The 24,401-nt window shown below is 71.1% G+C and carries 25 protein-coding genes; 14 read left to right on the top strand and 11 right to left on the bottom strand.

The genetic code is table 11. The features are described 5' to 3' along the window. Positions 1-10: 10 nt before the first annotated feature. Positions 11-313: an urease subunit gamma gene (locus tag AB0B72_RS23840; RefSeq protein WP_367741121.1), complete on the bottom strand. Its 303-nt coding sequence runs from the start codon at positions 311-313 to the stop codon at positions 11-13. A 181-nt stretch (positions 314-494) separates the two neighbouring features. Between AB0B72_RS23840 and urtA the strand changes: the two genes are divergently transcribed. The 5 genes from urtA (at position 495) to urtE (ending at position 5,421) form a co-directional block, all read left to right on the top strand. Next, entirely contained in the window at positions 495-1,724 is a 1,230-nt protein-coding gene (gene urtA, locus AB0B72_RS23845; protein ID WP_367741122.1) for an urea ABC transporter substrate-binding protein, read from the top strand. A gap of 197 nt (positions 1,725-1,921) precedes the next feature. After that, a complete protein-coding gene (gene urtB / locus AB0B72_RS23850) occupies positions 1,922-2,776 on the top strand; it encodes an urea ABC transporter permease subunit UrtB (RefSeq protein WP_367741123.1) in 855 nt (284 codons plus the stop codon). Beyond that, positions 2,773-3,924, top strand: coding sequence for an urea ABC transporter permease subunit UrtC (gene urtC / locus AB0B72_RS23855; RefSeq protein ID WP_367741124.1), 1,152 nt, complete (start codon positions 2,773-2,775; stop codon positions 3,922-3,924). The genes urtB and urtC overlap by 4 nt, the downstream gene beginning before the upstream one ends. Before the next feature lie 35 nt (positions 3,925-3,959). Then, positions 3,960-4,742, top strand: a complete 783-nt coding sequence (gene urtD / locus AB0B72_RS23860) for an urea ABC transporter ATP-binding protein UrtD (RefSeq protein WP_367741152.1) — start codon at positions 3,960-3,962, stop codon at positions 4,740-4,742. Next, positions 4,729-5,421 carry an urea ABC transporter ATP-binding subunit UrtE gene (gene urtE, locus AB0B72_RS23865; RefSeq protein ID WP_367741125.1) on the top strand — a complete coding sequence of 231 codons (693 nt, stop codon included), beginning with the start codon at positions 4,729-4,731 and terminating at the stop codon, positions 5,419-5,421. The genes urtD and urtE overlap by 14 nt, the downstream gene beginning before the upstream one ends. A gap of 89 nt (positions 5,422-5,510) precedes the next feature. Here urtE and AB0B72_RS23870 read toward each other — a convergent pair whose 3' ends face one another. Together AB0B72_RS23870 and AB0B72_RS23875 are read right to left on the bottom strand one after the other, a co-directional pair. Further along, positions 5,511-6,494 (bottom strand): N-acetyltransferase family protein, encoded by a 984-nt coding sequence (locus tag AB0B72_RS23870; RefSeq protein WP_367741126.1) that lies wholly within the window; start codon positions 6,492-6,494, stop codon positions 5,511-5,513. A gap of 66 nt (positions 6,495-6,560) precedes the next feature. Next, positions 6,561-6,806, bottom strand: coding sequence for a DUF2630 family protein (locus tag AB0B72_RS23875; RefSeq protein WP_367741127.1), 246 nt, complete (start codon positions 6,804-6,806; stop codon positions 6,561-6,563). Positions 6,807-7,113: 307 nt separating this feature from the next. On the opposite strand from AB0B72_RS23875, the gene leuA reads away from it, so the two are divergent. Next, positions 7,114-8,850 carry a 2-isopropylmalate synthase gene (leuA, locus tag AB0B72_RS23880; protein WP_367741128.1) on the top strand — a complete coding sequence of 579 codons (1,737 nt, stop codon included), beginning with the start codon at positions 7,114-7,116 and terminating at the stop codon, positions 8,848-8,850. A 409-nt stretch (positions 8,851-9,259) separates the two neighbouring features. On the opposite strand, the gene AB0B72_RS23885 is transcribed toward leuA, so the two are convergent. Continuing rightward, positions 9,260-9,958: a TetR/AcrR family transcriptional regulator gene (locus AB0B72_RS23885; protein WP_367741129.1), complete on the bottom strand. Its 699-nt coding sequence runs from the start codon at positions 9,956-9,958 to the stop codon at positions 9,260-9,262. A 111-nt stretch (positions 9,959-10,069) separates the two neighbouring features. Here AB0B72_RS23885 and AB0B72_RS23890 point away from each other — a divergent pair, with 111 nt between their 5' ends. Continuing rightward, complete coding sequence (locus AB0B72_RS23890) at positions 10,070-10,417, top strand: YrdB family protein (protein ID WP_367741130.1); 348 nt, start codon at positions 10,070-10,072, stop codon at positions 10,415-10,417. A 10-nt stretch (positions 10,418-10,427) separates the two neighbouring features. Then, positions 10,428-11,357: an NAD-dependent epimerase/dehydratase family protein gene (locus tag AB0B72_RS23895; RefSeq protein WP_367741131.1), complete on the top strand. Its 930-nt coding sequence runs from the start codon at positions 10,428-10,430 to the stop codon at positions 11,355-11,357. Between the two features lie 36 nt (positions 11,358-11,393). On the opposite strand, the gene AB0B72_RS23900 is transcribed toward AB0B72_RS23895, so the two are convergent. Then, a complete protein-coding gene (locus tag AB0B72_RS23900; RefSeq protein WP_367741132.1) occupies positions 11,394-13,031 on the bottom strand; it encodes an alkaline phosphatase family protein in 1,638 nt (545 codons plus the stop codon). 118 nt (positions 13,032-13,149) lie between these two features. Between AB0B72_RS23900 and AB0B72_RS23905 the strand changes: the two genes are divergently transcribed. Together AB0B72_RS23905 and AB0B72_RS23910 are read left to right on the top strand one after the other, a co-directional pair. Next, positions 13,150-14,034, top strand: a complete 885-nt coding sequence (locus AB0B72_RS23905) for a Gfo/Idh/MocA family protein (protein WP_367741133.1) — start codon at positions 13,150-13,152, stop codon at positions 14,032-14,034. A gap of 127 nt (positions 14,035-14,161) precedes the next feature. Next, complete coding sequence (locus tag AB0B72_RS23910) at positions 14,162-15,745, top strand: alkaline phosphatase D family protein (protein ID WP_367741134.1); 1,584 nt, start codon at positions 14,162-14,164, stop codon at positions 15,743-15,745. A gap of 30 nt (positions 15,746-15,775) precedes the next feature. Here the strand turns inward: AB0B72_RS23910 and rocD are convergent, their stop codons facing one another. The 4 genes from rocD to AB0B72_RS23930 all read right to left on the bottom strand — a co-directional run bounded on the left by rocD (position 15,776) and on the right by AB0B72_RS23930 (position 19,439). Continuing rightward, positions 15,776-17,014: an ornithine--oxo-acid transaminase gene (gene rocD / locus AB0B72_RS23915; RefSeq protein WP_367741135.1), complete on the bottom strand. Its 1,239-nt coding sequence runs from the start codon at positions 17,012-17,014 to the stop codon at positions 15,776-15,778. Beyond that, positions 17,011-17,844, bottom strand: coding sequence for a dimethylargininase (gene ddaH / locus AB0B72_RS23920; protein WP_367741136.1), 834 nt, complete (start codon positions 17,842-17,844; stop codon positions 17,011-17,013). The genes rocD and ddaH overlap by 4 nt, the downstream gene beginning before the upstream one ends. Before the next feature lie 108 nt (positions 17,845-17,952). Beyond that, positions 17,953-18,402 carry an Lrp/AsnC family transcriptional regulator gene (locus AB0B72_RS23925; RefSeq protein ID WP_367741137.1) on the bottom strand — a complete coding sequence of 150 codons (450 nt, stop codon included), beginning with the start codon at positions 18,400-18,402 and terminating at the stop codon, positions 17,953-17,955. Between the two features lie 59 nt (positions 18,403-18,461). Beyond that, positions 18,462-19,439, bottom strand: a complete 978-nt coding sequence (locus tag AB0B72_RS23930) for a DMT family transporter (protein ID WP_367741138.1) — start codon at positions 19,437-19,439, stop codon at positions 18,462-18,464. A 102-nt stretch (positions 19,440-19,541) separates the two neighbouring features. Here AB0B72_RS23930 and AB0B72_RS23935 point away from each other — a divergent pair, with 102 nt between their 5' ends. Next, positions 19,542-20,216, top strand: a complete 675-nt coding sequence (locus tag AB0B72_RS23935; RefSeq protein ID WP_367741139.1) for a TetR/AcrR family transcriptional regulator — start codon at positions 19,542-19,544, stop codon at positions 20,214-20,216. Positions 20,217-20,231: 15 nt separating this feature from the next. On the opposite strand, the gene AB0B72_RS23940 is transcribed toward AB0B72_RS23935, so the two are convergent. Then, positions 20,232-20,891 carry a TetR family transcriptional regulator gene (locus tag AB0B72_RS23940; protein WP_367741140.1) on the bottom strand — a complete coding sequence of 220 codons (660 nt, stop codon included), beginning with the start codon at positions 20,889-20,891 and terminating at the stop codon, positions 20,232-20,234. A gap of 64 nt (positions 20,892-20,955) precedes the next feature. Here AB0B72_RS23940 and AB0B72_RS23945 point away from each other — a divergent pair, with 64 nt between their 5' ends. The 3 genes from AB0B72_RS23945 (at position 20,956) to AB0B72_RS23955 (ending at position 23,411) form a co-directional block, all read left to right on the top strand. Continuing rightward, on the top strand, positions 20,956-21,699 hold the full coding sequence (locus AB0B72_RS23945; RefSeq protein ID WP_367741141.1) for an ABC transporter ATP-binding protein: 744 nt from the start codon (positions 20,956-20,958) through the stop codon (positions 21,697-21,699). Further along, entirely contained in the window at positions 21,696-22,424 is a 729-nt protein-coding gene (locus AB0B72_RS23950) for an ABC transporter permease (protein ID WP_367741142.1), read from the top strand. Before AB0B72_RS23945 ends, AB0B72_RS23950 begins: the two co-directional genes overlap by 4 nt. 78 nt (positions 22,425-22,502) lie before the next feature. Next, a complete protein-coding gene (locus tag AB0B72_RS23955; protein ID WP_367741143.1) occupies positions 22,503-23,411 on the top strand; it encodes a LysR substrate-binding domain-containing protein in 909 nt (302 codons plus the stop codon). Between the two features lie 25 nt (positions 23,412-23,436). Here AB0B72_RS23955 and AB0B72_RS23960 read toward each other — a convergent pair whose 3' ends face one another. Beyond that, positions 23,437-24,303 (bottom strand): helix-turn-helix domain-containing protein, encoded by an 867-nt coding sequence (locus tag AB0B72_RS23960; protein ID WP_367741153.1) that lies wholly within the window; start codon positions 24,301-24,303, stop codon positions 23,437-23,439. Positions 24,304-24,401 lie beyond the last annotated feature (98 nt).

Consider the following 24,401-nt stretch of genomic DNA (forward strand, 5'->3'; position numbering starts at 1 on the left):
GCCGGCCCGGTCATGCGATCGGGTTGTGGACGGTGACGAGCTTGGTGCCGTCCGGGAAGGTGGCCTCGATCTGGACGGAGTCCAGCATCTCGGGAACGCCGTCCATGACGTCCTCCCGGCGGAGCACCTTGCGGCCGGCGTCCATCAGGTCGGCCACGGTCCGGCCGTCGCGGGCGCCCTCCAGCAGGAACGACGCGATGAGCGCCGTGGCCTCCGGGTGATTCAGGCGCAGACCCCGCTCCTTGCGGTCGCGGGCGACGCCCGCCGCGACGTGAATGAGGAGGCGTTCCTGTTCGTGTGGAGTGAGCCGCATGGCGGGACGATAGGTAACCGCCGTTTCCCTCGCGTTACCTGTTCATTTCATACGTGTATCGGCACCGGCGTGAGGCTTCGCTCATGAGTTGTTAACCTGCCCGATCTTATCGGGAAATGTAGTGCGATCACCTTGACGGCAGAAGGATCGGCGCGGGGGCCGTAACGGCAAGGAGGAGCAATTGCGTAATTCAGCCTGGCGTATCGGAGCCGCTTTCGCGGTTCTGGCGACGGCACTCGCGGCGTGCGGCGGACAGTCCTCGAAGACGACCGAGCAGGCGGCCGCCGGAGGCGGCGGGAACACCATCAAGGTCGGAATCCTCCATTCGCTCAGCGGCACCATGGCGATCAGCGAGGTCACGGTCAGGGACTCCGAGCTGCTCGCCATCGACGAGATCAACGCGGCCGGCGGCGTGCTCGGCAAGAAGCTCGAACCCGTCGTCGAGGACGGCGCGTCCGACTGGCCCACCTTCGCCGAGAAGGCGACCAAGCTCATCGCCCAGGACAAGGTCGCCACCGTGTTCGGCGGGTGGACGTCGGCGAGCCGCAAGGCGATGCTGCCGGTGTTCGAGAAGCGCAAGGCCCTCCTCTGGTATCCGGTTCAGTACGAAGGCCTGGAAAGCTCTCCGTATATTTTCTACACGGGCGCCACGACCAACCAGCAAATCGTACCCGGTCTCGACTATCTGAAGGAAAAGGGAAAGAAGACGATTTTCCTCGTCGGCAGCGACTATGTGTTCCCGCGGACGGCGAACAAGATTATCAAGGCGTACGCCGCGGCCAACGGGATGCAGGTGCTCGGTGAGGAGTACACCCCGCTCGGCCACACCGAATACAGCACGCTGGTCAACAAGATCGTCGAGGCGAAGCCCGACGCCGTCTTCAACACGCTGAACGGCGACAGCAACGTGGCCTTCTTCAAGCAGCTCAAGAGCACCGGGATCACGGCCGAGCAGATGCCGGTCATGTCGGTGTCGGTGGCCGAGGAGGAGGTCAAGGGCATCGGCGTGGACAACATCGCCGGGCAGCTCGTGGCCTGGAACTACTACCAGACGACCGACACCCCGGCCAACCAGAAGTTCGTCGCCGCGTTCAAGGCGAAGTACGGCGCCGACAAGGTCACCTCCGACCCGATGGAGGCCGGCTACAACGCCGTCTACCTGTGGGCGGAGGCCGTCAAGAAGGCCGGCACGACCGAGGTCGAGGCCGTCAAGAAGGCGGCGGGCGGGGTCGTACTGGATCGCCCCGAGGGCCAGGTGACCATCGACGGCGAGAACCAGCACGTGTACAAGACCGCCCGGATCGGGGTGATCCAGCCGGACGGCCTGATCAAGGAGGTCTGGAACTCCGGCAAGCCGATCAAGCCCGACCCGTACCTCAAGACGTACTCCTGGGCCGGTGGGCTTGTCTGACGGATCGAGGATCCGGCGCGAGGCCCCGCGCGGGGCGGGCGGCGTACGCCCCGCGCGGTCCCGGAGCACGGCACGGCCGCGAAGCACGGCGGCGAAGCGCGGCCGTACGGAGCAGGCGCGCAGCGGCCGGCAAGGCGAAGAGGCGACACGGAAGGGGTCGGTGCGGGTGACCAGACGAGCGGGGCGGTGGAGGTGACGTGGAAGGAGTGCTGAACCAGCTCCCGATCGGGCTGTCGATCGGGGCGGTTCTCCTGCTCATCGCTCTCGGGCTGACGTTCACGTTCGGCCAGATGGGCGTGATCAACATGGCTCACGGCGAGTTCATCATGGCGGGGGCCTACACGGCCTACCTCCTTCAGGGCGTGGGCTTCCTCATCGCTCTCCCGGCCGCCTTCGTGGTCGCCGGGCTCATGGGGCTGGTGCTGGAGCGGCTGCTCATCCGGCACTTCTACGGCCGGCCGCTGGACACGCTGCTGCTCACGTGGGGCGTCAGCCTGATGCTCCAGCAGAGCGCCCGTGATCTGTTCGGCGCGCCGAACGTGCAGGTCCTGTCGCCCTCCTGGCTGCGGGGCGGCATCGGGATCCTGCCGTACAACCGGCTGTTCATCATGGCCCTGGCCGTGCTGTCGGTGGTGGCCATCTGGGCTTACATGCAACGCACGTCCCAGGGGCGCCGCATGCGGGCGGTCATGCAGAACCGCCGGCTCGCCGCGACGAGCGGGATCAACACCGGCCGGGTGGATCAGCTCACTTTCTTCATCGGCTCCGGCCTGGCCGGCGTCGCGGGCGTCGCCCTCACGCTGATCGGCCCGGTCGGGCCGACGCTCGGCACCTACTACATCGTGGACGCTTTCCTCGTGGTCGTCGCGGGCGGGCTCGGCCAGCTGAAGGGCGCCGTGCTGGCCGCTGTCGGGCTCGGCCTGCTCAACTCCTACGCCGAGTTCTGGACCAACGCCAGCCTCGCCAAGGTGATCGTCTTCGTGGCGATCGTCGGCTTCCTCCAGGTCCGTCCACAGGGCCTGTTCGTACTCCGATCGAGGGCGCTGACATGACGGCCGCTCCCGACTCCCAGATCACCGCACCCCCCGAGCCCGCCGAGCCCGCCGGGCCGGCCGGGCCCGCCGTACGGCCGGCCGGGGCGGAGGCGGACGGATCACGCTGGAGCCGCCTGCGCGGCCCGGCCGCGTTCGTCGCCGTGGCCCTCCTGGTCCTGGTCGTGGCGCCGCTCCTGCTGGAGCCGTTCCGCCTCGGCCTGCTGGCCAAGTACCTCACCTACGCCATCGTCGCGCTCGGCATCGGCCTGGCGTGGGGGAAGGGCGGCATGCTCACGCTGGGACAGGGTGTCTTCTTCGGCCTCGGCGGCTACGCCATGGGGATGTACCTCAAGCTCAACGACGCCGGCGGTGACCTGCCCGACTTCATGGTCTGGAGCGGCGTCGAGCGGCTGCCCGCGCTGTGGAAGCCGTTCGGCAACCCGGTCTTCGCGATCGGCATGGTCCTGGTGCTGCCGTTCGCCGTCGCGCTGCTGCTGGGCGTGCTGGTCTTCCGCCAGCGGGTCCGGGGGGCGTACTTCGCGATCCTCACCCAGGCGCTCGCGGCCGCGATGGTGATCCTCCTGGTGGGCCAGCAGGGGCTCACCGGCGGCACCAACGGCCTGACCAACTTCTTCGACTTCTTCGGCAACGACCTCGCTACCGAGGAGACCCAGCGCGGGCTCTACCTCCTCGTCGCCACCGTGCTCGGCGTCCTGTACCTGCTGGCCTGGCAGCTCGTCCGCAGCCGGTTCGGGCGGCTGTTGGTGGCCGTCAGGGACGGCGAGGACCGGGTCCGCTTCCTCGGCTACAACCCGGCCACGGTCAAGACCCTGACCTTCGCGGTCTCGGCGGGCATGGCCGGCATCGCGGGGGCGCTGTTCGTGCCCGTCGTCGGCATCATCTCGCCCGCGCTGCTGGGCGTCGTGCCGTCCCTCGAACTGGTCGTCGCCGTGGCGGTCGGCGGCCGGTTCGCGCTCGCCGGGGCGGTGCTGGGGGCGGTCGTCATGGGCTACGCGCGGACCTACTTCAGCGAGGAGCTTCCGGACGCCTGGCTCTACCTCCAGGGCGCCCTGTTCATCCTCGTGATGACCCTGGCGCCGCGGGGGCTCACCGGCCTGGCCGGGACGCTCAGGCAGGCATGGAAGAGCCGGAGGGCGGCCGCATGACCGAGACCCCGCTGGAGACCCCGCTGGAGACCCCGATGGAGACCCGGCCGGAGACCCCGCTGGAGACGCTGCTGGAGATCCGGGGCCTGGAGGTGACGTTCGACGGCTTCCGCGCGCTCGGCGGCGTCGACCTGTCCGTCGGGAAGGGGGAGATGCGCTTCCTCATCGGCCCGAACGGCGCCGGCAAGACCACGCTGATCGACGTCATCACCGGCCTGACCAAGCCCAGCGCGGGATCGGTCGTCTTCGGCGGGCAGGAGCTGGTGGGACGCAAGGAGCACGAGGTCGTACGGCTCGGCGTGGGCCGCACCTTCCAGACGTCGGTGGTGTTCGAGGAGCTCACCGTGCTGGAGAACCTCGATCTGGCGGCGTCGTTCCGGCGGCCCCTGTGGTCGCTGCTGCGCCGCCGCAGGGGGGTGTCCGAGGCGGTAGAGCGGGCCCTGGAGACGACCGGGATGTCCGCGCTCGCCGCGAGCAGGGCGGGCGTGCTCTCACACGGGCAGCGGCAGTGGCTGGAGATCGGGATGCTGATCGCCCAGGCCCCCAGGCTGCTGCTGCTCGACGAGCCGGTCGCGGGCATGGCCCAGGACGAGCGGGCCCGCACCGGCGAGCTGCTCACCGAGGTCGCGCGCGACCACACGGTGATCGTCGTCGAGCACGACATGGACTTCCTGCGGCGCTACGCCTCGCAGGTCACCGTCCTCCACGAGGGCAAGGTGCTGATGGAGGGGTCGATGGAGCAGGTCAGCGCGGATCCCCGGGTGCAGGAGATCTACCTGGGACGAGCGCGTGAGGGGGCCGAGGATGCTGTCCGTTGAGGGCCTGGAGGCCGGGTACGGCAGGGCGCGGGTGCTCTTCGGGGTCTCCCTGGAGGTCGGCGAGGGCAGCCTGATGTGCGTGATGGGCCGCAACGGCGTCGGCAAGACGACCCTGCTCAACACCGTCATGGGCGTGCTTCCGACGACGGGCGGCACGGTGACGTTCGAAGGCAGGGACGTGACCCGGCTGCGGCCCGACGAGCGGGTACGGCTCGGCATGGGCTACGTGCCCCAGGGCCACGAGACGTTCCCCCAGCTCACCGTGATGGGGAACCTCATGGTCACGCTGGAGGCGTCCACACACAGGGACTCCTCCGCCGTGGAGGAGGCCCTGGAGGTCTTCCCGCGGCTCAAGCCGCTGCTCAAGCGGCCGGCGGGCTTCCTCTCCGGCGGTCAGCAGCAGCAGCTCGCGATGGCCCGTGCCCTGGTCACCCGGCCGAAGCTGCTGATCCTCGACGAGCCGACCGAGGGCATCCAGCCGTCGATCATTCTGGAGATCGAGGAGGCGATCGAGCGGCTGCACGCCTCCGGGCTCGCCATCCTGCTCGTCGAGCAGTACCTGGACCTCGCCCTGCGGCTGGCCGACAGCTTCCTCATCCTCGACGCCGGCCGGGTGGTCCACTCGGGCGCCGCCGAGGAGCTGCGCGGCGAGCACGTCCACCGGCTCCTCGCCGTGTGAGCCGCCGGTGCGTGCGGAGCCGCCTGCGCCGGCCCCGTAACTGCTGGCCCTGTACGTGCCGGCGTACCAGGGCTGATGGCGTGGTGGGATCAGATGTCGAGCTGCCACTGGTGCCAGGTGTCGAGCACCTCGTAGCCCATCGCGGCGTTGATCGCGCGCATGGGTGCGTTGGACGTCGCGGTCCAGGTCAGCACCCGCTCGATGGACGGCTCGCAGGCGTGGAGCCAGGTCAGGTTGGCCAGCTTGAGCACCAGGCCGAGCCGCCGGCCCCGGTGAGGCCGCAGCACGGCGGTGACGGACTGCCGGGCCCAGCCGCCGTGCTCGTGGGCGCTGACGAAGATGCGGGTGTATCCGGCCGGCTCCCCGGTGCCCGAGTGCCTGGCCACCATCGTGTAGGGGATCAGACCCGCGCGGGCGTTCGCCTCGTCGTGGGCGCGGAACCGCTCCCCGTCCCAGCGCTCGTCCTCGACGTCGAGACCGTCCGAAGGCTCGTCGTTCATGCCCATGCTGAGCTGGGCCATGTCGCCGAGAAGGTCGTCGGGGGCGGGGCCGGTCCACCGTTCCAGCGAGTAGCCGGTGGCGTGCCGTCCGGCCCGGGTACGGAGGAACTCCAGGCCGGACCAGTCGGTGGCGCGCAGGTCGAGCACGTGCCGCGTCTCCGTGGAGGCCGACGTGAAGCCGCGGGCCTTGGCGAAGTGCGAGCCCGGGAGGTCGGCGGCGGCCTCGCCGATGAGCACCCGGCGGCCCTGGGCGCGCGCCCGGGCGATCACGTGGTCCAGCAGCGCGCCGCCGAGCCCCCGCCGCTCCAGGCCCGGACGGACCGCCAGCCAGGGCAGCAGCGTGAGGTGGGTGTTGTCGGCCTCGGGGCTGCGTACGGAGTAGCCTCCGGCGACCTCGCCCCCGCGGCGGATCACCCAGGTCTCCACGTGCTCGCCTGAGGCGCCGCGCTCCAGCCTCGCGGTGAAGTGCCGCAGCGACATCGAGGGCCCCCGCCGGTCGTGGGCGGTCACGATGGCGTGCAGGGCGGCGACGTCGTCACCCGGGACCGCCGGGTCGAGGGGCTCGATCTCCATGTTCACAAGCCAACAGCACCGCCGGTCAAGTGTGCGAGCCATTTTCCGCCGGGCTCGCGGCGGGCGTCACTGCTGGTAGTTCTCGACCTCGCTCACGGGGCGCGGGGCGGCGAAGTCGGGGTCCTCGCCGACGTTCCGGCGCGCGCGGCGCTGCCGCAGCAGGTCCCAGCAGCGGTCGAGCGACTCCTCGATGTAGGCGATCCGCGCGTGCTCCTCCTCCGAGGTCAGCTCGCCGCCCAGGAGCCGCTCGCGCAGCGCGTGCTCCTCGTCGACGAGCTCCTTGATCTGGCCCAGGATCTCGGTGTCCTTCATGGCGCCCTCCTTCGTCTCCGGTCACCCTAGCCTGCGGTTCCGGCCCGGCTCCTGGGAGGACGGCTGAGACGGGAGTCTCGGAATGCGGGCACCGGTCCCGTCTGGACGCGGCCGTCTGCTACTGTGCTTGGCATGCTGCGCGGACTCCTTCTTATCCGCCGCGGCGAGGGCCTGTAAGAGGCCGGCTCCCTCGCCGCGGTGCGAGAGCCATGCGCGTCGGCCGTTCTGGTTTCTTCCACGGCGACCCTTCCCTGAAGTGATCGGGCCGTAGCGGCCCGCGTCGCCGGACGCCCCGACGAGGAGCATCATGAGCACTGAGCAGCAGTCCAGCCCTATGCCCTTTCACCGCTACACGCCGTTCGAGCCCGTACGGCTGACCGACCGCACCTGGCCGGACAAGGTGATCACCAAGGCGCCCCGGTGGTGCGCGGTCGACCTCCGCGACGGCAACCAGGCGCTGATCGACCCGATGGACGCCGACCGCAAGCTGAAGATGTTCGACCTGCTGGTCCGGATGGGCTACAAGGAGATCGAGGTCGGCTTCCCCGCGGCGTCGCAGACCGATTTCGACTTCATCCGGAGGATCATCGAGGAGGACCGGATCCCCTCCGACGTCGTCATCCAGGTGCTGACCCAGGCCAGGCCCGAGCTGATCGAGCGGACCTTCGAGTCGGTGCGCGGCGCGCGGCAGGTCATCGTCCACCTCTACAACTCCACCTCCACGCTCCAGCGCCGCGTCGTGTTCGGCCTGGACCGCGACGGCATCACGGCCATCGCCGTCGAGGGCGCCAAGCTGTGCAAGAAGCTGGCCGCCCAGATGGGCGACACCGACGTCCTCTTCCAGTACTCGCCCGAGTCCTTCACCGGGACCGAGCTGGAGTACGCCGTGGAGGTCTGCAACGCCGTCAACGACGTCTGGCAGCCGACCCCGGACCGCAAGGTGATCCTCAACCTGCCGGCGACGGTGGAGATGGCCACCCCCAACGTCTACGCCGACCAGATCGAGTGGATGCACCGCAACCTGGCGTACCGCGACTCGGTGGTGCTGTCGCTCCACCCCCACAACGACCGCGGCTCCGCCGTGGCCGCCGCCGAGCTGGGCTACATGGCGGGCGCCGACCGCATCGAGGGCTGCCTGTTCGGCAACGGCGAGCGCACCGGCAACGTGTGCCTGGTCACCCTCGGGATGAACCTGTTCTCCCAGGGTGTCGACCCTCAGATCGACTTCTCCGACATCGACGAGATCCGGCGCGTGGTCGAGCACTGCAACCAGCTGCCCGTCCACCCGCGCCACCCCTGGGGCGGCGAGCTCGTCTACACCGCGTTCTCCGGCTCGCACCAGGACGCGATCAAGAAGGGCTTCGAGCACCTGGAGCGCGACGCGGCCGCCGCGGGCGTGCCCGTGGACGGCTTCACCTGGGCCGTGCCGTACCTGCCGATCGACCCCAAGGACATCGGCCGGACGTACGAGGCCGTGATCAGGGTGAACAGCCAGTCGGGCAAGGGCGGCGTCGCCTACATCATGAAGGCCGACCACCACCTCGACCTGCCCCGGCGCCTGCAGATCGAGTTCTCCAGGGTCATCCAGGCCCGCACCGACGCCGAGGGCGGCGAGGTCACCGGCGGCGAGATCTGGGAGCTGTTCGCCGACGAGTACCTCCCCCACTCCACCAGGCCCTGGGGGCGGATCGGCCTGCTCGCCCACCGGCACTCCTCGGCCGTCGACGACAAGGACGCCATCAGCGCCGACGTCCGGTTCGACGGCCAGATCAGGGAGGTCGAGGGCGTCGGCAACGGCCCCATCTCGGCCTTCTGCGACGCCCTCGAAGGGGTGGGGGTGACCGTGCGGGTGCTGGATTACGTCGAGCACGCGATGAGCGCCGGCACCGACGCCAAGGCCGCGTCGTACGTGGAGTGCGAGATCACCGGCCCCGAGGGCGCCCAGGTGTGGTGGGGCGTCGGCATCGACGCCAACACGACCACCGCCTCGCTCAAGGCCATCATCTCGGCCGTCAACCGCGCCTCCCGCCCGGCCGCCGCCTGATCTTCCCGCATCTCCCGGTTCCGGCGGTGTGACCCGCCGCCGGTCCGGCACACACTGCCCCGGTCGTCCCGCGGCCCACGAAGCCACTGCGACCACGCCCAGAAGGCGGCATCCCGGCCACCCCGGATGCCGCCTTCACGCTGTCGTCTCCACCGCTACGGTCCAGCGACGCGGTGATGCGCACACGGGCTAAATGGCTGCGTCGCCGAGTACCGTTCGAGCGCGTGGCCGCACGTCTGTCAGCGGGGAAGGCCGGGAAGGTGGGTACTCAAGGGCGGGGCCGCCTTGGAGTTCAGGCTGCTCGACAGACGGGAGTGGTTCCCGACCGGGAGCTCGCCACAGTCGTCCGCCATGTGTTCCTGCGCCGACGCCAAATAGTGCCGTACGCCATCTTCTGGAATGCCCGCCATCAGGCGGGCAGGCCGACCAGGCGGCCGAGGCAGGCCATGTTGTGGTCGAAGAGCTCGGCGCGGTGAGTGATGACGTTGTTGAACTGGCCGAACAGCTCGAAGTTGACCATGCCGAACAGACCCGTCCAGACGACGACCGCGCGGGCCACCACGTCGTCGGAAACGCCGGGCAGGAGCGTGCGCACCGCCTCGGCGTCGGAGGCCAGGACCGCGGGGGGCTCCGGGCAGAAGGGCGGAGGTGACAGCCGGCCCGCCCGCCAGGCCTCCGCGATGATCGCCCCGTAGACGGCGACGTCCCTGGACGCCGGGGCGATCGTGTCCTCCGGCGCCCGGTAGCCCGGCACCGGGGAGCCGTACAGCAGGGCGTACTCGTGCGGATGCGCCAATGCCCAGTCGCGTACGGCGCGGCACACGGCGATCCAGCGGGCGGTGAAGTCGTCGCGCGGGCAGGCGGCGTCGGCCGCCTCGACGACGGCGCCGATCGCGTTGTACCCGTCGACGATCAGGGTGGTCAGCAGGTCGTCGCGGCTGGGGAAGTAGCGGTAGATCGCCGAGGACACCATGCCCATGTCCCGTGCGACGGCGCGCAGGGAGAGCCCGCCGGCCCCCTCGGTCGCCAGATGCCGCCGTGCGACGTCGGCGATCTCCTGCATCAGCTCCGCTCTCACCCGTTCCCGTGCGGTACGGCTCGCGTTCATGGCGCCAGGTTAGCAGAGCGCCGCCAAAATACGAGAGCACTGCTCTTGACGTTTTTGGAAAGGAGCGAGAGCATTGCTCTTGAAAGAGAACGACGTACTCAAGGGGAAGCAATGCTCACTGCGGCCAAGGGCTCCGTTGCGGCGCTGATGTTCTTCCTGGAGCTGGGCGTCCTGATCTCGGTGGCACGCTGGGGCTTCACCCGTGATTCCGGCCTCGTGGTCCGGATCCTGCTGGGGGTGGGCGGGCCCGTCGTGCTCGCCACGCTGTGGGGGCTGTTCGCCGCCGGCGGCCGTGCGCGCCACCAGCTCCACGGTGTGGCGCGGGCCGCGTTCGAGACGGCCTGGTTCGGCTGCGGTGCCGCAGCTCTGGCGGCGTCCGGGCTGGTCACCGCGGGTGTTGTGTTCGCCTTCCTCTATCTCGCCGACGCCGCGCTGCGGCTGCTCTGGAACCAGGTCTGAAGGAGAAATCATGGGGAAGCACGTCATCGTCGGAGCGGGCCAAGTGGGCGGGCAGGTCGCCGAGCTGCTCGCGGACCAGGGTCACGAGGTCGTGGTGGTCACCCGCTCGGGCTCCGGGCCGAAGGGCCGGGGGATCCGCACGGCAGCGGCCGACGCGAGCGACGCCGCGGGCATGCGCACCCTGGTCAAGGGGGCGGACGCGCTCTACAACTGCGCCAACCCTCGCTACCACGAGTGGGTGCGTGACTGGCCCCCGATCGCCTCCTCGCTCCTGGCCGCCGCGGAGGACACCGGCGCCGTCCTCGTCATCACCGGCAACCTGTACGGCTACGGCCCGGTGGACGGCCCGATGACCGAGGATCTGCCGCCGGCGGCCGCCGGCACCAAGGGCCGGGTGCGGGCCCGCATGTGGCAGGAGGCCCTCGACGCTCACCGGGCCGGGCGGGTCCGCGTCACCGAGGTGCGGGGCTCCGACTACTTCGGGCCGCGGGCGTTCGACCAGTCCTACACCGGGGTGCGGCTGGTGCCCCCGCTGCTCGCCGGCCGCCGCGTCACCGTGATCAGCGACCCCGACATCCCGCACAGCTGGACGTACCTGCCGGACGTGGCCCGCGCGCTGGTCGCGGCGGCGGGACGCGAGCAGTCCTGGGGGCGGCCGTGGCACGTGCCGACGGGCCCGCCCGTGACCTTGCGGGAGATGGCCACCCGCCTGTGCGAGCTGGCCGGAGCCCCCGCTCCGCGCCTGTGGCGGCTGCCGGGGTGGGCCCTCACCGCCGCCGGGGTCGCCGTCCCGATGCTCAAGGAGATGCGCGAGACCCGCTACCAGTTCGACCGGCCGTACGTGCTGGACTCCTCGGCCTCGCAGGAGGTCCTCGGCTTCGCCCCCACCCCGCTCGACGACGCCCTGAAGACCACCGTCGCCTGGTGGCGCGCCCGCTGACCCGCGACCCCGGCGCGGGTGCGGCGCCGGGGCTCTTCAGCGGACGCCGGCCGCCCGCAGAGCGTGCGACAGGTCGTTGACGCGGGCGTCGCGCGTGCCCACCGGGGCCAGGCGCAGGCCGCGCTCGATCGTGGCCAGGATCGACGTCGTGTCGTAGACCGTGTGGTCGACGCCGGAGTGCGGCAGGGAGCGGCTCAGCACGATGGCGGGGATCCGGGTTCCCGGGCCGAACAGGTCGGAGGCGCCCTTCGTCCGGCCGCCCTGGCCGGGCGGGGGAACGTGGTCCCACTGGCCGCCGAACTCGTCGTAGGTCACGACGACCAGGGTGTCCCCGGCCTGCGGGCCGCTGTCGATCGTCTTGATGAGGTCGACGAGGTGGTCGCCGCCCCTGGCCTCGCTGGCGTAGCCGGGGTGCTCGTTCTCGGCGCCGTACGGCTTGACGAAGCTGACGGCCGGCAACGTGCCCTGCCTGGCCGCCGCGACGAACTCGGTCTCGTCCTTGAGGTGGTCGCGGCCCGGCGTGCCCGGGGCGTACGCCGCGAAGTAGGCGAACGGCTGGTGGTGGTACTGGAACAGCGGCCCCGGGTGGCCCGCCTCGGCGTCGTCCCAGCCGCCGGAGTACCACGCCCAGTCGACGTGCGCTTCGCTCAGCCGATCCCCGATGTTGGGATATTTCCTGTCATCGATGAGTGGAAGCCGGGGGCCGGACCCGAAGGGCGCGCCGGCCGGCTGGATCGTGGTGACCGCGTAGTCGCCGCAGGCCACAGTCGGGTTCGCGGCCGGCCCGCACGCCTGGGTGAGCTGGGCGTCCTTCACCGTGGCCGCGGGCTTGTACAGCGGGTAGCCGGCGTTGGGGAAGCCGGCGGCGTCCACGACGGAGTGGAGGCTCTCGTGGGCGCCGCCGGGACCCGCCGCGGTGTCCACAGGGGCGCGGGCCGCGATGAGGTACTGGTGGTTGAGGAACGACCCGCCGAACGCCGCCTGGAAGAACCGGTCGGCGATCACGTACTTCGGCGCGCCGGGCGCGTGGAGGTACGTCCACAGCGGCAGCCTCCTGGTGTCGTAGACGCCCATCGTCAGCCCCACGGCGTCGCTGCCGGTGACGTAGCGGTCCTGCTCGCCGTGGTCGATCTGGTACTGCTCCTGGTAGAAGCGGTGGACGAGGTCCCGGGTGCAGCCACCGGGCTCGGCCCCCACGCTGCCGGCGAGCACGCCGTTCGGGGCGGAGACGCCGGGCGCCGGGCAGGTCCTGTCCGTCGGCGAGATGTGGTCGTCGACGGTGAACGGCTGGTTGGCGAAGTGGCTCGCCGGGACGCCGTGGGAGGCGTCCCCGCACGTCGGCGCGAGCGGGGGCGAGGTCAGGTTCACGTCGTTCTGCGGCAGGCACCGGTACGGCGAGCCGTCCTGCGCCACCTGCCTGCTGCGAGGTGTGAAGGGACCGGAGAGCGCGTCGACGCGCTCCCCGCCCACCGGTCCCCAGCTTCCGTACAGGTTGTCGAAGCTGTGGTTCTCCTCGTAGACGACCACGAGGTGGTGGTACCGGCCGGCCACGGCATGACCGCCGTGCCCGTCGCCGTGCGGGCCGGCCCGGCAGCCGGCGGCCAGGGCGGGAGCCGGGAGCAGCGCGGCCAGGGCCAAGGCCACGGCGGGCGGCAGTGTTCGCGGGGAACGCATGGGACCTCCCAGGGGAGCGGCCCGCTCTTCGTACCCCGCGCCCGCCGGGGTTCGCAGGAGAAGAAGAGCCGCCTGACCGCTGGATGACCGACGTCTGACGCCCTCTAGGCTCTCGGCCATGAGGATCGGGATCGTCGGGCTGGGCGACATCGCCGAGAAGGCGTATCTGCCGGTGCTGACGGCCCTGCCGGGGGTGGAGCCGCATCTGTGCACGCGGGACCGGGGCACCCTCGACCGGCTCGGCGACGCGTACCGGATCGGGCCGCGGTTCACGTCGGTCGGCGACCTGCTCGGCGCGGGCGTCGAGGCCGCGTTCGTGCACGCCGCCACGGTCGCGCACGTCCCGATCGTGACGGAGCTGCTGGAGGCGGGCGTCCACGTGTACGTGGACAAGCCGCTCGCCTACGACCTGGCCGGGGCCGCCACGCTGGTCCGGCTGGCGGGCGAGCGGGACAGGTCGCTGATGGTGGGCTTCAACCGGAGGCACGCGCCCGGCTACGCGGGGCTGCTCGGGCTGCCGCGCGACCTGATCGTCATGCAGAAGAACCGGGCCGGGCTCGCCGCCGATCCCCGCGTCGCCGTCTTCGACGACTTCATCCACGTGGCCGACACGCTCCGCTTCCTCGTTCCCGGGGAGGTCACCGGAACGGCGGTGCGCGCGCGGGTGCGCGGCGGCCTGCTGGAGCACGTCGTCCTGGAGCTGTCCGGCGACGGGTTCACCGCCCTCGGCGTCATGAGCCGCACCAGCGGCGCCGCCGAGGAGACCTGCGAGGTGATGGGCGGCGGCGGCAAGCGCAGAGTCGTCAACCTCGGCGACGTGACCGACTACTCCGGCGGCGAGACGCTCACCAGGCGGGGCGACTGGACGGCGGTCGCACGCCAGCGCGGTGTCGAGCAGATCTGCCGGGAGTTCCTCGGCGCCGTCCGGGCCGGCCGCGTCCTGAGCGCCGGAGACGCCCTGGTCACGCACCAGATGTGCGAAGCCGTCGTCGCCGCCTGCTGACCGTTCCCCGGACCCGTCGTCCGGGACCGGTACGCCATTACGGTCACCCACGCTGGTTATTTGTCCATTGCGGTGTGTTTAAAGTGCTGACTCGCGCTTTGCCCTGACCTTGCAGTAGACAGTGGACGTGCCGGAACTTGTTCTCGGGCCGCTGCTCCGCCACACCGACGGGGCGAGTGCGACCATATGGGTGGAGACGACCGAACCTTGCACGGTCACCGTACGGGCCGGGAAGGCGTGCTCCGAGGAGCGCACCTTCACCGTGCACGGCCATCACTACGCGATCGTCGATGTCGGCATCGACGGCCCCGTGGCGTACGGCGTGGAGCTGGACGGGCAGTCCGTGTGGCCGGTCGAGGAGACGCCGCCGAGCGTCATCCGGCCGCTGACCGAGGTGCGGCAGATCGTCTACGGCACGTGCCGCACGAGCGTGCCCCACGACGAGCCGTACGTCCGCACCCACGGCGTGGACGTCCTGCATTCATACGGCCAGCAGCTCATGGGGTCGGGGGACCGGCCCGACCTCATCCTGATGCTGGGCGACCAGGTCTACGCCGACGAGCTGACGCCGGACATGAAGGAGTTCATCGCCGGCCGCCGCGACGACGGGCCGCAGGAGGTGGTGGACTACGACGAGTACGCCGAGCTCTACCGGCAGGCGTGGTGCGACCCGCCCGTCCGGTGGCTGCTGGCCACGGTTCCCACGCTGATGATGTTCGACGACCACGACATCAGGGACGACTGGAACACCTCGCAGGCGTGGCGCGAGCAGATGGACCAGGTCCCGTGGTGGCGGCAGCGCATCGTGGCCGGGCTCGGGTCGTACTTCGTCTACCAGCACCTGGGCAACCTCCCGCCGGCCGAAAGGGAGAGCGACCCGGTGCTCGCGGCGCTCAAGGCGGGGGAGGGCGACGCCGTGCTCGACGCGTTCGCCAAGCGGGCCGACGACGACGCGGACTCGGTGCGCTGGAGCTACCACCGGGACTTCGGCGACACCCGGCTCATCGTGGTCGACAGCCGCAACGCCCGCATGCTGGAGCCAGGGCAGCGGCGGATGATGGACACCAACGAGTGGCGATGGTTCGAGGAGCACGCGACCGGCGACGTCGGTCACCTGATCATCGGCTCCTCGCTGCCGATACTGCTGCCCTCGGGAATCCACCACGTCGAGAGCTGGAACGAGGCCGTCTGCGACGGCCTGTGGGGCAAATGGTTCGCCGCGTGGGGCGAGCGCGTACGGCAGTTCCTCGACCTGGAGCACTGGGGGGCGTTCCGCCGGTCGTTCGAGGACCTGGCGCGGGTGCTGGTGGATGTCGCCTCGGGGAACAGGGGCCGGCCGCCGGCCACGATCCTGCTGCTGTCCGGCGACGTCCACTACTCCTACATGGCGTCGGTACGGCGCAAGGGCGGCGGCCGGATCCACCAGGTCGTCTGCTCGCCGATCCGCAACCCGCTCAGCCGCACGCTGCGGTTCTCCAACATCGTGGCGTCGTTCGGCCTGGCGGGGCTGGTGGGACGGCTGCTCGGCTGGGTCTCCCGCATCCCCAAGCCGCCGATCCGCTGGAAGATCACCAAGGGCCCCTGGTTCCCCAACATGATGGCCTCGGTGCGGCTGAGGGAGGGCGAGGCCACGGTGACGTGGTTCACCCACGAGAAGGACCTCGACTCGATACGGCTCACGCCCAAGGTCGGCAAGCGCCTGACCGAATGACCTCCCCCGGGCGGGAGCCGTACCGGCCGGTCAGAGCTCCCGGAGGGCGGCGTCGAGCTGGGCCACCGCCCAGGCGAGGTCGTCCTCGGTGACCACCAGGGGCGGTGCGAGGCGGATGGTCGAGCCGTGCGTGTCCTTGGCGAGCACGCCGCGGCGCATCAGCGCCTCGCTGACCTGCCGCCCGGTGCCGAGCGACGGGTCGACGTCGATGCCCGCCCACAGGCCGCGCCCGCGCACCGCCACCACGGCGGGCCGGCCGCCGTCCGCCCTGGGGGCGGCCAGCTCGGCGAGCCGGGTGTGGAGGAAGGCGCCCAGCTTGCGTGCCCTCTCCTGGTACTCGCCGGTCCGCAGCAGGGCGATGACCGCGTTGCCGACCGCGCAGGCCAGCGGGTTGCCGCCGAACGTCGAGCCGTGCTGGCCCGGCCCGATGACGCCGAGCACGTCCGCGTCGGCGACGACCGCCGAGACGGGCACCACGCCGCCGCCGAGCGCCTTGCCGAGGACGTACATGTCGGGGACGACGCCCTCGTGGTCGCAGGCGAAGGTCTCGCCGGTGCGCCCGAGGCCCGACTGGATCTCGTCGGCGATGAACAGCACCCGGCTCTGCGTGCAGATCTCGCGCACCGCCGTGAGGTAGCCGTCCGGCGGCACCAGCACGCCGGCCTCGCCCTGGATCGGCTCGAGCAGCACGGCCACCGTGTTCTCGTCGATCGCCTCCCGGACCGCCTCCGCCGAGCCGTACTTCACGACGCGGAAGCCGGGGGCGTAGGGGCCGAACCCCTGGTAGGAGTCGGGATCGGTGGAGAAGCCCACGATCGTGGTGGTGCGGCCGTGGAAGTTGTCCTCCATGACCACGATGTTGGCCTGGTCCCTCGCGACGCCCTTGACCTCGTAGCCCCACTTGCGCGCCACCTTGATGGCGGTCTCGACGGCCTCGGCACCGGTGTTCATCGGCAGGACCATGTCCTTGCCGCACAGGTCGGCCAGCCCGGTGACGAACGAGCCGAACTGGTCGTGGAAGAACGCCCGGCTGGTCAGCGTCAGCCGGTCGAGCTGCTCCCGGGCGGCGGCGAGGATCGCGGGGTTGCCGTGGCCGAAGTTCAGCGACGAGTAGCCGGCCAGGCAGTCGAGGTAGCGCCTGCCCTCCACGTCGGTCACCCACGCGCCCTCGGCGGAGTGGAGCACGACGGGCAGCGGGTGGTAGTTGTGCGCGCCGCGGCTCTCACTGAGCCGGATGAGCTCCTCGCTGTTCATCGGATCGCTGCTCATCGGATCTCCAGGGTGCAGCACTTGGGGCCGCCGCCGGCCTTGCGCAGCTCGCTCAGGTCGACGCGCACGACGGTGAAGCCGCGGCGCTCCAGCTCCAGGGCGAGGCCGGTGGCCTCACCGTTGAGCACGACGTTGCGGCCGTCGCTGACCGCGTTCAGGCCCAGCACCTCCGCGTCCTGCGCCGAGGCGATCACGGCGTCGGGGAACAGCCGCGCCAGCACCCGCCGGCTCCCCGCGGAGAACGCCTCCGGGTAATACGCTACGTTGCCGCCGTCCAGCGGGAACAGGGCGGTGTCCAGGTGGTAGAACCGCGGGTCCACCAGACGCAGCGTGACGACCGGGCGGCCGAGGAACTCCTGGGCCTCCATGTGCGCGGCCACGTCGGTGCGGAAGCCGGTCCCGGCGAGGATCATGTCGTCCAGCGTCAGGTAGTCGCCCTCACCCTCGTTGGTGAAGGACGCCTCCAGCGTCTCGTACCCCCGGCCGGCGAACCACTCCAGGTACGCGGGGCCCTCGGCGGCCCGCTCCTGGTGGGCGAACCGGGCGCCGTACACCCTGCCGTCCACGACCAGGGCGCCGTTGGCGGCGAACACCATGTCGGGCAGGCCCTCGATCGGGTCGATCAGGCTGACCGTGTGCCCCAGGCTCTCGTACGCCTCCCGGAGGCTCTCCCACTGCAGCAGCGCCGTCGCGTTGTCGGCGCCCTTCGCCGGGTCCATCCACGGGTTGATGGAGTACGAGACCGTGAAGAACTCGGGCCGGCACATCAGGAAGTGCCGGGCCGTGCCCGTTCGGCCACTGTGCGTGGTCTCGGTCTGTGCGATTGTCATCCAGACTCCATGCGGGGAAAACCGTTGAATGGGACTTCAGCGTAGGAATCAGGTGCCCATGGGGCCAATGGGTCCGCGTTGCGCTCTGGCGGGGATCGGTTGCGTCCTTCAGCCGTTCAGCGGCGATCCGTTAATCAGCCGGGACAAGACGATCGCGCTCTTCGTCCTGACGACGAACGGCTCGGCCGCGATGCGCTCGATGACCCGCTCGACATGGCGCACGTCGGTCGCGCGGATGTGCACCAGCGCGTCGGCCTCCCCGGTCACGGTGCAGGCGGAGACGACCTCGGGGTGCCGGGCCACCGCCAGGCCGATCTCCGCCGGTGACGTCTTGCCCCGGCAGAACAGCTCGACGTACGCCTCGGTGGTCCAGCCGAGGGCCGACGGCTCGACCCGGGCGCTGAAGCCGGTGATGGCGCCGGTCGAGACGAGCCGGTCGACCCGGCGCTTCACGGCCGGCGCCGACAGCCCGACTCGGCCCCCTATGTCGGCGTACGTCGCACGGGCGTCCACCACGAGAGCCCTGATGATGGCGCGATCCAGGTCGTCCAGCTTCACGTGGACCTGTATACCGGCACGCCGCCCCCACGGCGTACCGGCAGACCGTGAACGACGTCTCAGCTGAGCTGGACCAGCGCGGAGCCGGCGACGAGCAGGGCCAGCCCTGCGAGGCGCGGCGCGGTGAGAGGCCGCCTGGGCAGCCGGAACAGCCCGCGGGCGTCGACGAGGGCGGAGGCCGCCTGCTGGCCCGTCACCGTGAGCGCGACCGTGGTGGCGGCGCCGACGGCCGGGATGAGCAGGAAGGTCGCGGTGACGTACGCCGCCGCGCAGGCGCCGCCGAGCCAGCCCCACCACGGCATCGTGCCGAGTGGCGCGAACGCAGGCGTGGGGGTGCGGCCGAGCGCGAGCAGCGCCAGCAGCACCGCGGTGATGGTCAGCGTCGCGACGGCGAAACTGATCAGCGCGACGGTCACCGGCTGGTGGAGGTCCCTGCGCAGCAGGGCGTTGACGGCGCCCTGGAGCGGCAGCACGGCTCCGGCGGCGATGCCGAGCAGGATCCAGCCCGGCCGTCCGAGGACGCCGGACGGCTTGGTCGCGGTCGTGGTCGCGGCCGTCGTGGTCGTCGCCGCCGATGCCGCGGCGGGCGCCGGCCGCGAGGCACGGATGATCACCGTGATGCCGGCCAGGACCGCGAGCGCGCCCAGCGCGATGCCGAGGCTGAGCGGCTTCCGCTCGATGCCGAGCAGGCCCAGCAGGTCGAGCCCGAGAGAGGCGAGCATCTGCCCTGTGACGAAAAGCCCGGCCGCCGCCAGGGCCCCCAGCCGGGGGAACAGCAGGATGCCGCTCGTGATGTAGAGCGGGCTCGCCAGGCCGCCGAGCAGATGCCAGGCCGGCGCCTCGGGGATCAGGCGGACGGCGCCGATCGAGCCGGTGGCGACGGCGAGGACCGCCAGGAGGGCCGCCGCCACGCCGAGCTGGAGCGTGGACGCGCCGTACGGCGTGCCGGCGGCCTTGGTGAGCTGGAGATTGGCCGACGCCTGCACCGCGAGGAGGCACCCGGCCAGCAGCGCGGAGGCGAGGAACAGGGCGTGCATGAGTCGTCCCTTCACATCAAATGGACATCGTGTCCGGTTGATATCGAAGAGGCAAACGGACGCGGTGTCCACATAATTCCCGGCGCGGCTTAGGATGAGGGCATGACCGACAGGCTGGACCCGAGCGGCGCCCCGATGACCCGGAATGACGTGGCGGCACGGGAGCTTCCCCTGCTCGGCCCGGCGGCGGGCGCGGGGGAGCGGCCGCGGGTGCGGGAGAGGGCCGACGCCGCGCGCAACCGGGCGCGCGTGCTGGAGGCGGCCGGACGGCTGTTCGCCACCCGCGACGCGCGGCAGGTCACGATGGAGGACATCGCGCGCGCGGCAGGGGTGGGGCGTGCCACGCTCTACCGCCGTTACCCCGACCCGGCCTCGATCGCGACGGCCCTGCTCGACGAGCACGAGCGCCGCATCCAGGAGCGGATCCTGCGGGGCGCGCCACCGCTCGGCCCCGGCGCGTCACCCGCCGACCGGCTCGCCGCCTTCTACGCCGCCATGATCGACCTGCTCGAACGTCACCTGCACCTGGCCCTGGGAGCGGAGACCGGGGGCGACCGGTTCGGCACGGGCGCCTACGGCTTCTGGCGGGCCCACGTCCGCGTGCTGCTGACCCAGGCCGGCGCGCCGGATCCGGAGGCGGCGGCCGACGCGGCGCTGGCTCCGCTCGCCCCCGAGGTGTACCGGCTGCAGCGGCACACGCTCGGCCTCTCCCAGCGGCGGATCACCGAGTCCCTGGAGTGGATGGCCCGCCGTCTGGGGGAGGAGCGGGAGCGCTGACGACCGCCGGAGCTCTTAGGGGCCGCCGGGGGAGGTGTCGGCCGGCCGTACGCAGTAGTCGCCCACGCCCCGCTCCAGGAGGCCGAACGCCATCTCGGCGTACGTGCGGAGGTCGGCGATGATGACCCGGGTGTCCTCGCCCGCCATCCTCCGTACGGCGAAGTGCCGGGTGAGCGTGCGGACGGCGGCGCAGATCTGTGCGGAGACCAGCCAGGGCCGCATGTCGTCGGGATCGCCGCCGGTCTCCTCGGCGAGCGCCCGCGCGAGCCGCTCCTCCCTGCGGTACTCCAGCTCCCGCAGGCGTGCCTGCAGTGACGGGCTCTCCCGGATCACCCGGGCGAACGTGTCGGTGCCCTCGTCGACTCCGTATCGCCAGCCGTCGGCGTCGAGCGCGGCGAAGAAGTCGCGCCGCACCGCCTCGATCGCGCTCTCGCCGGGCCTGCGGCGCAGGACGACCTGGGCGAGCAGGCCCTGGAGCTCCTCGGTCCTGTCGAGGAAGAGGTCCTCCTTGGCCGGGAAGTAGTTGAAGACCGTGTTCACCGACACGTCCGCCGCCCGCGCGACCTCCGCGACGGTGACCTTGTCGAACCCGTGCGCCAGGAACAGGCCCGTCGCGATGTCGGAGATGCGCTGCCGGGTCTCCCGCTTCTTGCGCTCCCGCAACCCCTCTTCCATGCCGACAGTTTAGGCGTCGCGATAATCTTTAAGTGACTCCAAATTTGGTGTTACTCTACTCAACATGATTCACGCGAGAGGGCTCACCAAGACCTTCGGCGACGTCGAGGCCGTACGCGGGGTCGACCTCGACGTCGCCCAGGGAGAGATCGTCGGATTCCTCGGTCCCAACGGCGCCGGCAAGACCACGACCCTGCGCATGCTCACCACGCTGCTCCGGCCGACGTCCGGCACCGCCACGGTGGCCGGGTGCGACCTGGTCGCCGATCCCGTCGGCGTACGGCGGCGGATCGGCTACGTCGCCCAGGGCGGCATGGTCGGCCCGTACACCCAGGTCGGCGACGAGCTGGAGTTGCAGGCCCGCCTGTACGGCATGCGCCGCTCCGAGGCCCGCGAGCGCGTGGCCGCCCTGCTGGAGAAGCTCGACCTGCGGGGCGTCGAGCAGCGGACGGTCATGGCGATGTCCGGAGGCCAGAAACGGCGGGTGGACATCGCCATGGGCCTGCTGCACCGTCCCGGGCTGCTCTTCCTCGACGAGCCGACGACCGGGCTCGACCCGCAGAGCCGGGCCAACCTGTGGGACCACGTGCGCCGCCTGCGCGAACAGGACGGAGTAACGATCTTCCTGACCACGCACTACCTGGAGGAGGCCGACGCTCTGTGCGACCGGGTCGTGATCATCGACCACGGCCGCATCGTCACCTCCGGCACGCCGGCCGAGCTGAAGGCCGCCCACGGCGCGGCCACGCTCGACGAGGTCTTCCTCGCCCTGACCGGCCACGGCCTGCGCGAGGGGGCGGCCGCATGAACGCGCTGTTCACACTGGTGGGCTACTACCTGCGCGGCGCCTTCAAGAGCCGCTTCGCCGTCGTCTTCGGCGCCGTCCAGCCGATGCTCTACCTGCTGCTGTTCGGGCCGCTGTTCGACCACAGCGGCGTCGGCTCCTGGGACACGCTCGTGCCCGGCCTGCTGATCCAGCTCGGCCTGATGAGCTCGGGGCTCGTCGGCTTCGGCATCGTCCTCGACCAGCGGTTCGGCGTGCTGGAGCGGCTGCGGGTCACGCCCGTCAGCCGGGTGACGTTGCTGCTGGGCCGGGTGCTCAAGGACGGCGTCATCCTGCTGGTCCAGGCCATTGCGCTGATCGCCGCCGGCTACGCCCTGGGGCTGCGGGCGCCGCTGGCCGGCGTGCTGCTCGGCCTGCTGCTCATGACCGTGCTGTCGGTCGGCCTGGGGGCGCTGTCGTACGCGGCGGCGCTCACGGTCCGCCAGGAGCTGTTCGCGCCTCTGGTGTCGACGTTGGTCATCCCGCTCATGCTGCTGTCGGGCGCGCTGCTGCCGATGTCCCTCGCGCCGGCGTGGCTGGACGTCGTATCCCGGCTCACGCCGTTCCGGTACGCGGTCGAGGCGCTGCGCGCGCTGTTCGCCGGCTCGTACGCCTCGACGGCCGTCCTGTGGGGCGTGGTGGTGTCGCTCGCGTTCGCCGTCGTGGGGGTGGCAGTGGGCACTCGGCTATTCCAAAAGGAAAATGCCTGATCAGGGCACATGAAAGCCGTGAAAAGTTGATACCGGTTTGCGGGGGCTGTAAGGGGTGGCGGACGTCACAATGGGTGCGTGGCGGACGTTAACTTCACCCTCGTCCAGCTGCGTTACTTCGTAACGGCGGCCGAGCTCGGCAGCATGACCGCGGCCAGCAGGGAGCTGATGGTGGCGCAGTCGGCGATCTCCGCCGCCATCGCCCAGGTGGAGCGTGAGCTGGGGGTGCAGCTCCTGATCCGCCACCACGCCAGGGGTCTGTCGCTGACCCGCTCGGGGGAGCGGTTCCTCGTGGAGGCCCGCGAGTTCCTGTCCCACGCGGCCTCCCTGGCGCAGTCGGCGCGGGGGCTGGCGGGCTCGCTCACGGGTGAGCTCGCCGTCGGCTGCCTGACCATGCTCGCGCCGTTCTACGTGTCCCGGCTGCTGCGCGACTTCGCCGGGCGCTACCCGGGGGTGCGGGTGACGGTGGCGGAGGGGGAGCCGGCCGCGATGGAGTCCGCCCTGCTCGACGGCAGGTGCGAGGTCGCGCTCCTCTACGCCATCGACCTCGCCCTCGACCTGGACGTGCGGCTCCTGGCCCGGGTCAGGCCGTACGCGCTGCTGCCGCCGGGTCACCCGCTCGCGAGGGCCGACGCGGTGTCGCTGGCCGAGCTGGCGAGCGAGCCGATGGTCCTGCTCGACCTGCCGCGCAGCCGCGACTACTTCCGGGCGATCTACCCCACGGAGCCGCGGGTGCGGTTCCGCACGTCCAGCTACGAGACCGCGCGGTCGCTGGTCGCGGGAGGGCACGGCTACTCGATACTCAACCAGCGGACGGCCGGCGACGAGACCTACGACGGCGGCCGGGTGGTCAGCGTCCCGATCAGCGACGACGTGCCGGCGCTCGACGTGGTGCTCGCGTCGGTCCGGGGCGTGCGCCCGACCGCCCGCGCGGTCGCCTTCGCGGAGATCTGCCAGGCGTTCTTCACGGCGATCACGGGCGAGTGACGCCCGGTTCCTCGGCGGCCGCGCCTCACAGGTCGGCGAGAAGCTCCTCGAGGAAGGCGGTGGTGCGCGACGCCGGGCGGGCCTCCACGCACAAGGCGTTCATCACCTGCGTGTACGCCTCGGTGTCCTCGGGCTTGTCGAGGTAGAGGGCGCTGGTGAGCTGCTCCATGTAGACGACGTCGGGCAGCTCGGGCTCGTTGAACCGCAGGATCGTGAACGGCCCGCCGGACGCCGAGTGCCCGCCCCGGTCGAAGGGGACCACCTGGAGCGTCACGTTCGGCCGCCGCGTCACCTCGATGAGGTGCTCGATCTGGGCGCGCATCACCTTGGCGCCGCCGATCGGGCGGCGCAGGGCCGCCTCGTCGACCACGGCCCACAGGGTCGCGGCCGACGGCCCGGTGAGCCGCTGCTGGCGCCGCATCCGCAGATCCACGCGCCGCTCCACGTCGTCGCCGGCACGCCCGGCGTTGCCCAGCAGCACCACGGCGCGGGCGTACTCCTGCGTCTGCAGCAGGCCGGGGACGAACTGGAGCTCGTAGCAGCGGATGACGGAGGTGGCCTCCTCCAGGCCGACGTAGAACTCGAACCAGTCCGGGACCACGTCGCTGTACTTGTGCCACCAGCCGGGCACGTTCGCCTGCCTCGCCAGGGTGAGGAGGGCGGCCCGGTCGTCCGGGTCGACGATGCCGTACAGGGTGAGCAGGTCGGCGACGTCCCGCTCCTTGAACCCCACCCGGCCGAGCTCCAGGCGGCTGATCTTCGCGTGCGAGGCACGGATCGTGCTCGCCGCCTTCTCCGGCGTGATGCCGCTCTGCTTGCGGAGCCGCCGCAGCTGCGCGCCCAGCAGCAGGCGCAGGACCGTCGGGCCACTTCTGGCTCCCGCGTCCCGCATGGGTACGGCCCGGTCTGCCTGCGCGCTGTTCACGTGGTCTCCAGGGGCGACGCTTCGAAAGAGATCCCAGTGAACCAGCATTTGGTTACGGAAAGGTT

The organism is Microbispora sp. NPDC049125 (assembly GCF_040802045.1).
Classification (GTDB): Bacteria; Actinomycetota; Actinomycetes; order Streptosporangiales; family Streptosporangiaceae; genus Microbispora.

Excerpts from the sequence above, each read along its gene's own strand:
- AB0B72_RS23950 (WP_367741142.1), top strand. The coding sequence starts at position 21,696 with ATGAACGCGCTGTTCACACTGGTGGGCTACTACCTGCGCGGCGCCTTC.
- AB0B72_RS23905 (WP_367741133.1), top strand. The coding sequence starts at position 13,150 with ATGAGGATCGGGATCGTCGGGCTGGGCGACATCGCCGAGAAGGCGTAT.
- AB0B72_RS23960 (WP_367741153.1), bottom strand. The coding sequence starts at position 24,303 with ATGCGGGACGCGGGAGCCAGAAGTGGCCCGACGGTCCTGCGCCTGCTG.
- urtE (WP_367741125.1), top strand. The coding sequence starts at position 4,729 with ATGCTGTCCGTTGAGGGCCTGGAGGCCGGGTACGGCAGGGCGCGGGTG.
- AB0B72_RS23900 (WP_367741132.1), bottom strand. The coding sequence starts at position 13,031 with ATGCGTTCCCCGCGAACACTGCCGCCCGCCGTGGCCTTGGCCCTGGCC.
- AB0B72_RS23885 (WP_367741129.1), bottom strand. The coding sequence starts at position 9,958 with ATGAACGCGAGCCGTACCGCACGGGAACGGGTGAGAGCGGAGCTGATG.
- AB0B72_RS23895 (WP_367741131.1), top strand. The coding sequence starts at position 10,428 with ATGGGGAAGCACGTCATCGTCGGAGCGGGCCAAGTGGGCGGGCAGGTC.
- AB0B72_RS23945 (WP_367741141.1), top strand. The coding sequence starts at position 20,956 with ATGATTCACGCGAGAGGGCTCACCAAGACCTTCGGCGACGTCGAGGCC.
- AB0B72_RS23840 (WP_367741121.1), bottom strand. The coding sequence starts at position 313 with ATGCGGCTCACTCCACACGAACAGGAACGCCTCCTCATTCACGTCGCG.
- AB0B72_RS23870 (WP_367741126.1), bottom strand. The coding sequence starts at position 6,494 with ATGGAGATCGAGCCCCTCGACCCGGCGGTCCCGGGTGACGACGTCGCC.
- AB0B72_RS23890 (WP_367741130.1), top strand. The coding sequence starts at position 10,070 with ATGCTCACTGCGGCCAAGGGCTCCGTTGCGGCGCTGATGTTCTTCCTG.
- AB0B72_RS23930 (WP_367741138.1), bottom strand. The coding sequence starts at position 19,439 with ATGCACGCCCTGTTCCTCGCCTCCGCGCTGCTGGCCGGGTGCCTCCTC.
- leuA (WP_367741128.1), top strand. The coding sequence starts at position 7,114 with ATGAGCACTGAGCAGCAGTCCAGCCCTATGCCCTTTCACCGCTACACG.
- urtD (WP_367741152.1), top strand. The coding sequence starts at position 3,960 with ATGGAGACCCGGCCGGAGACCCCGCTGGAGACGCTGCTGGAGATCCGG.
- AB0B72_RS23935 (WP_367741139.1), top strand. The coding sequence starts at position 19,542 with ATGACCGACAGGCTGGACCCGAGCGGCGCCCCGATGACCCGGAATGAC.
- ddaH (WP_367741136.1), bottom strand. The coding sequence starts at position 17,844 with ATGACAATCGCACAGACCGAGACCACGCACAGTGGCCGAACGGGCACG.
- rocD (WP_367741135.1), bottom strand. The coding sequence starts at position 17,014 with ATGAGCAGCGATCCGATGAACAGCGAGGAGCTCATCCGGCTCAGTGAG.
- urtC (WP_367741124.1), top strand. The coding sequence starts at position 2,773 with ATGACGGCCGCTCCCGACTCCCAGATCACCGCACCCCCCGAGCCCGCC.
- AB0B72_RS23875 (WP_367741127.1), bottom strand. The coding sequence starts at position 6,806 with ATGAAGGACACCGAGATCCTGGGCCAGATCAAGGAGCTCGTCGACGAG.
- AB0B72_RS23940 (WP_367741140.1), bottom strand. The coding sequence starts at position 20,891 with ATGGAAGAGGGGTTGCGGGAGCGCAAGAAGCGGGAGACCCGGCAGCGC.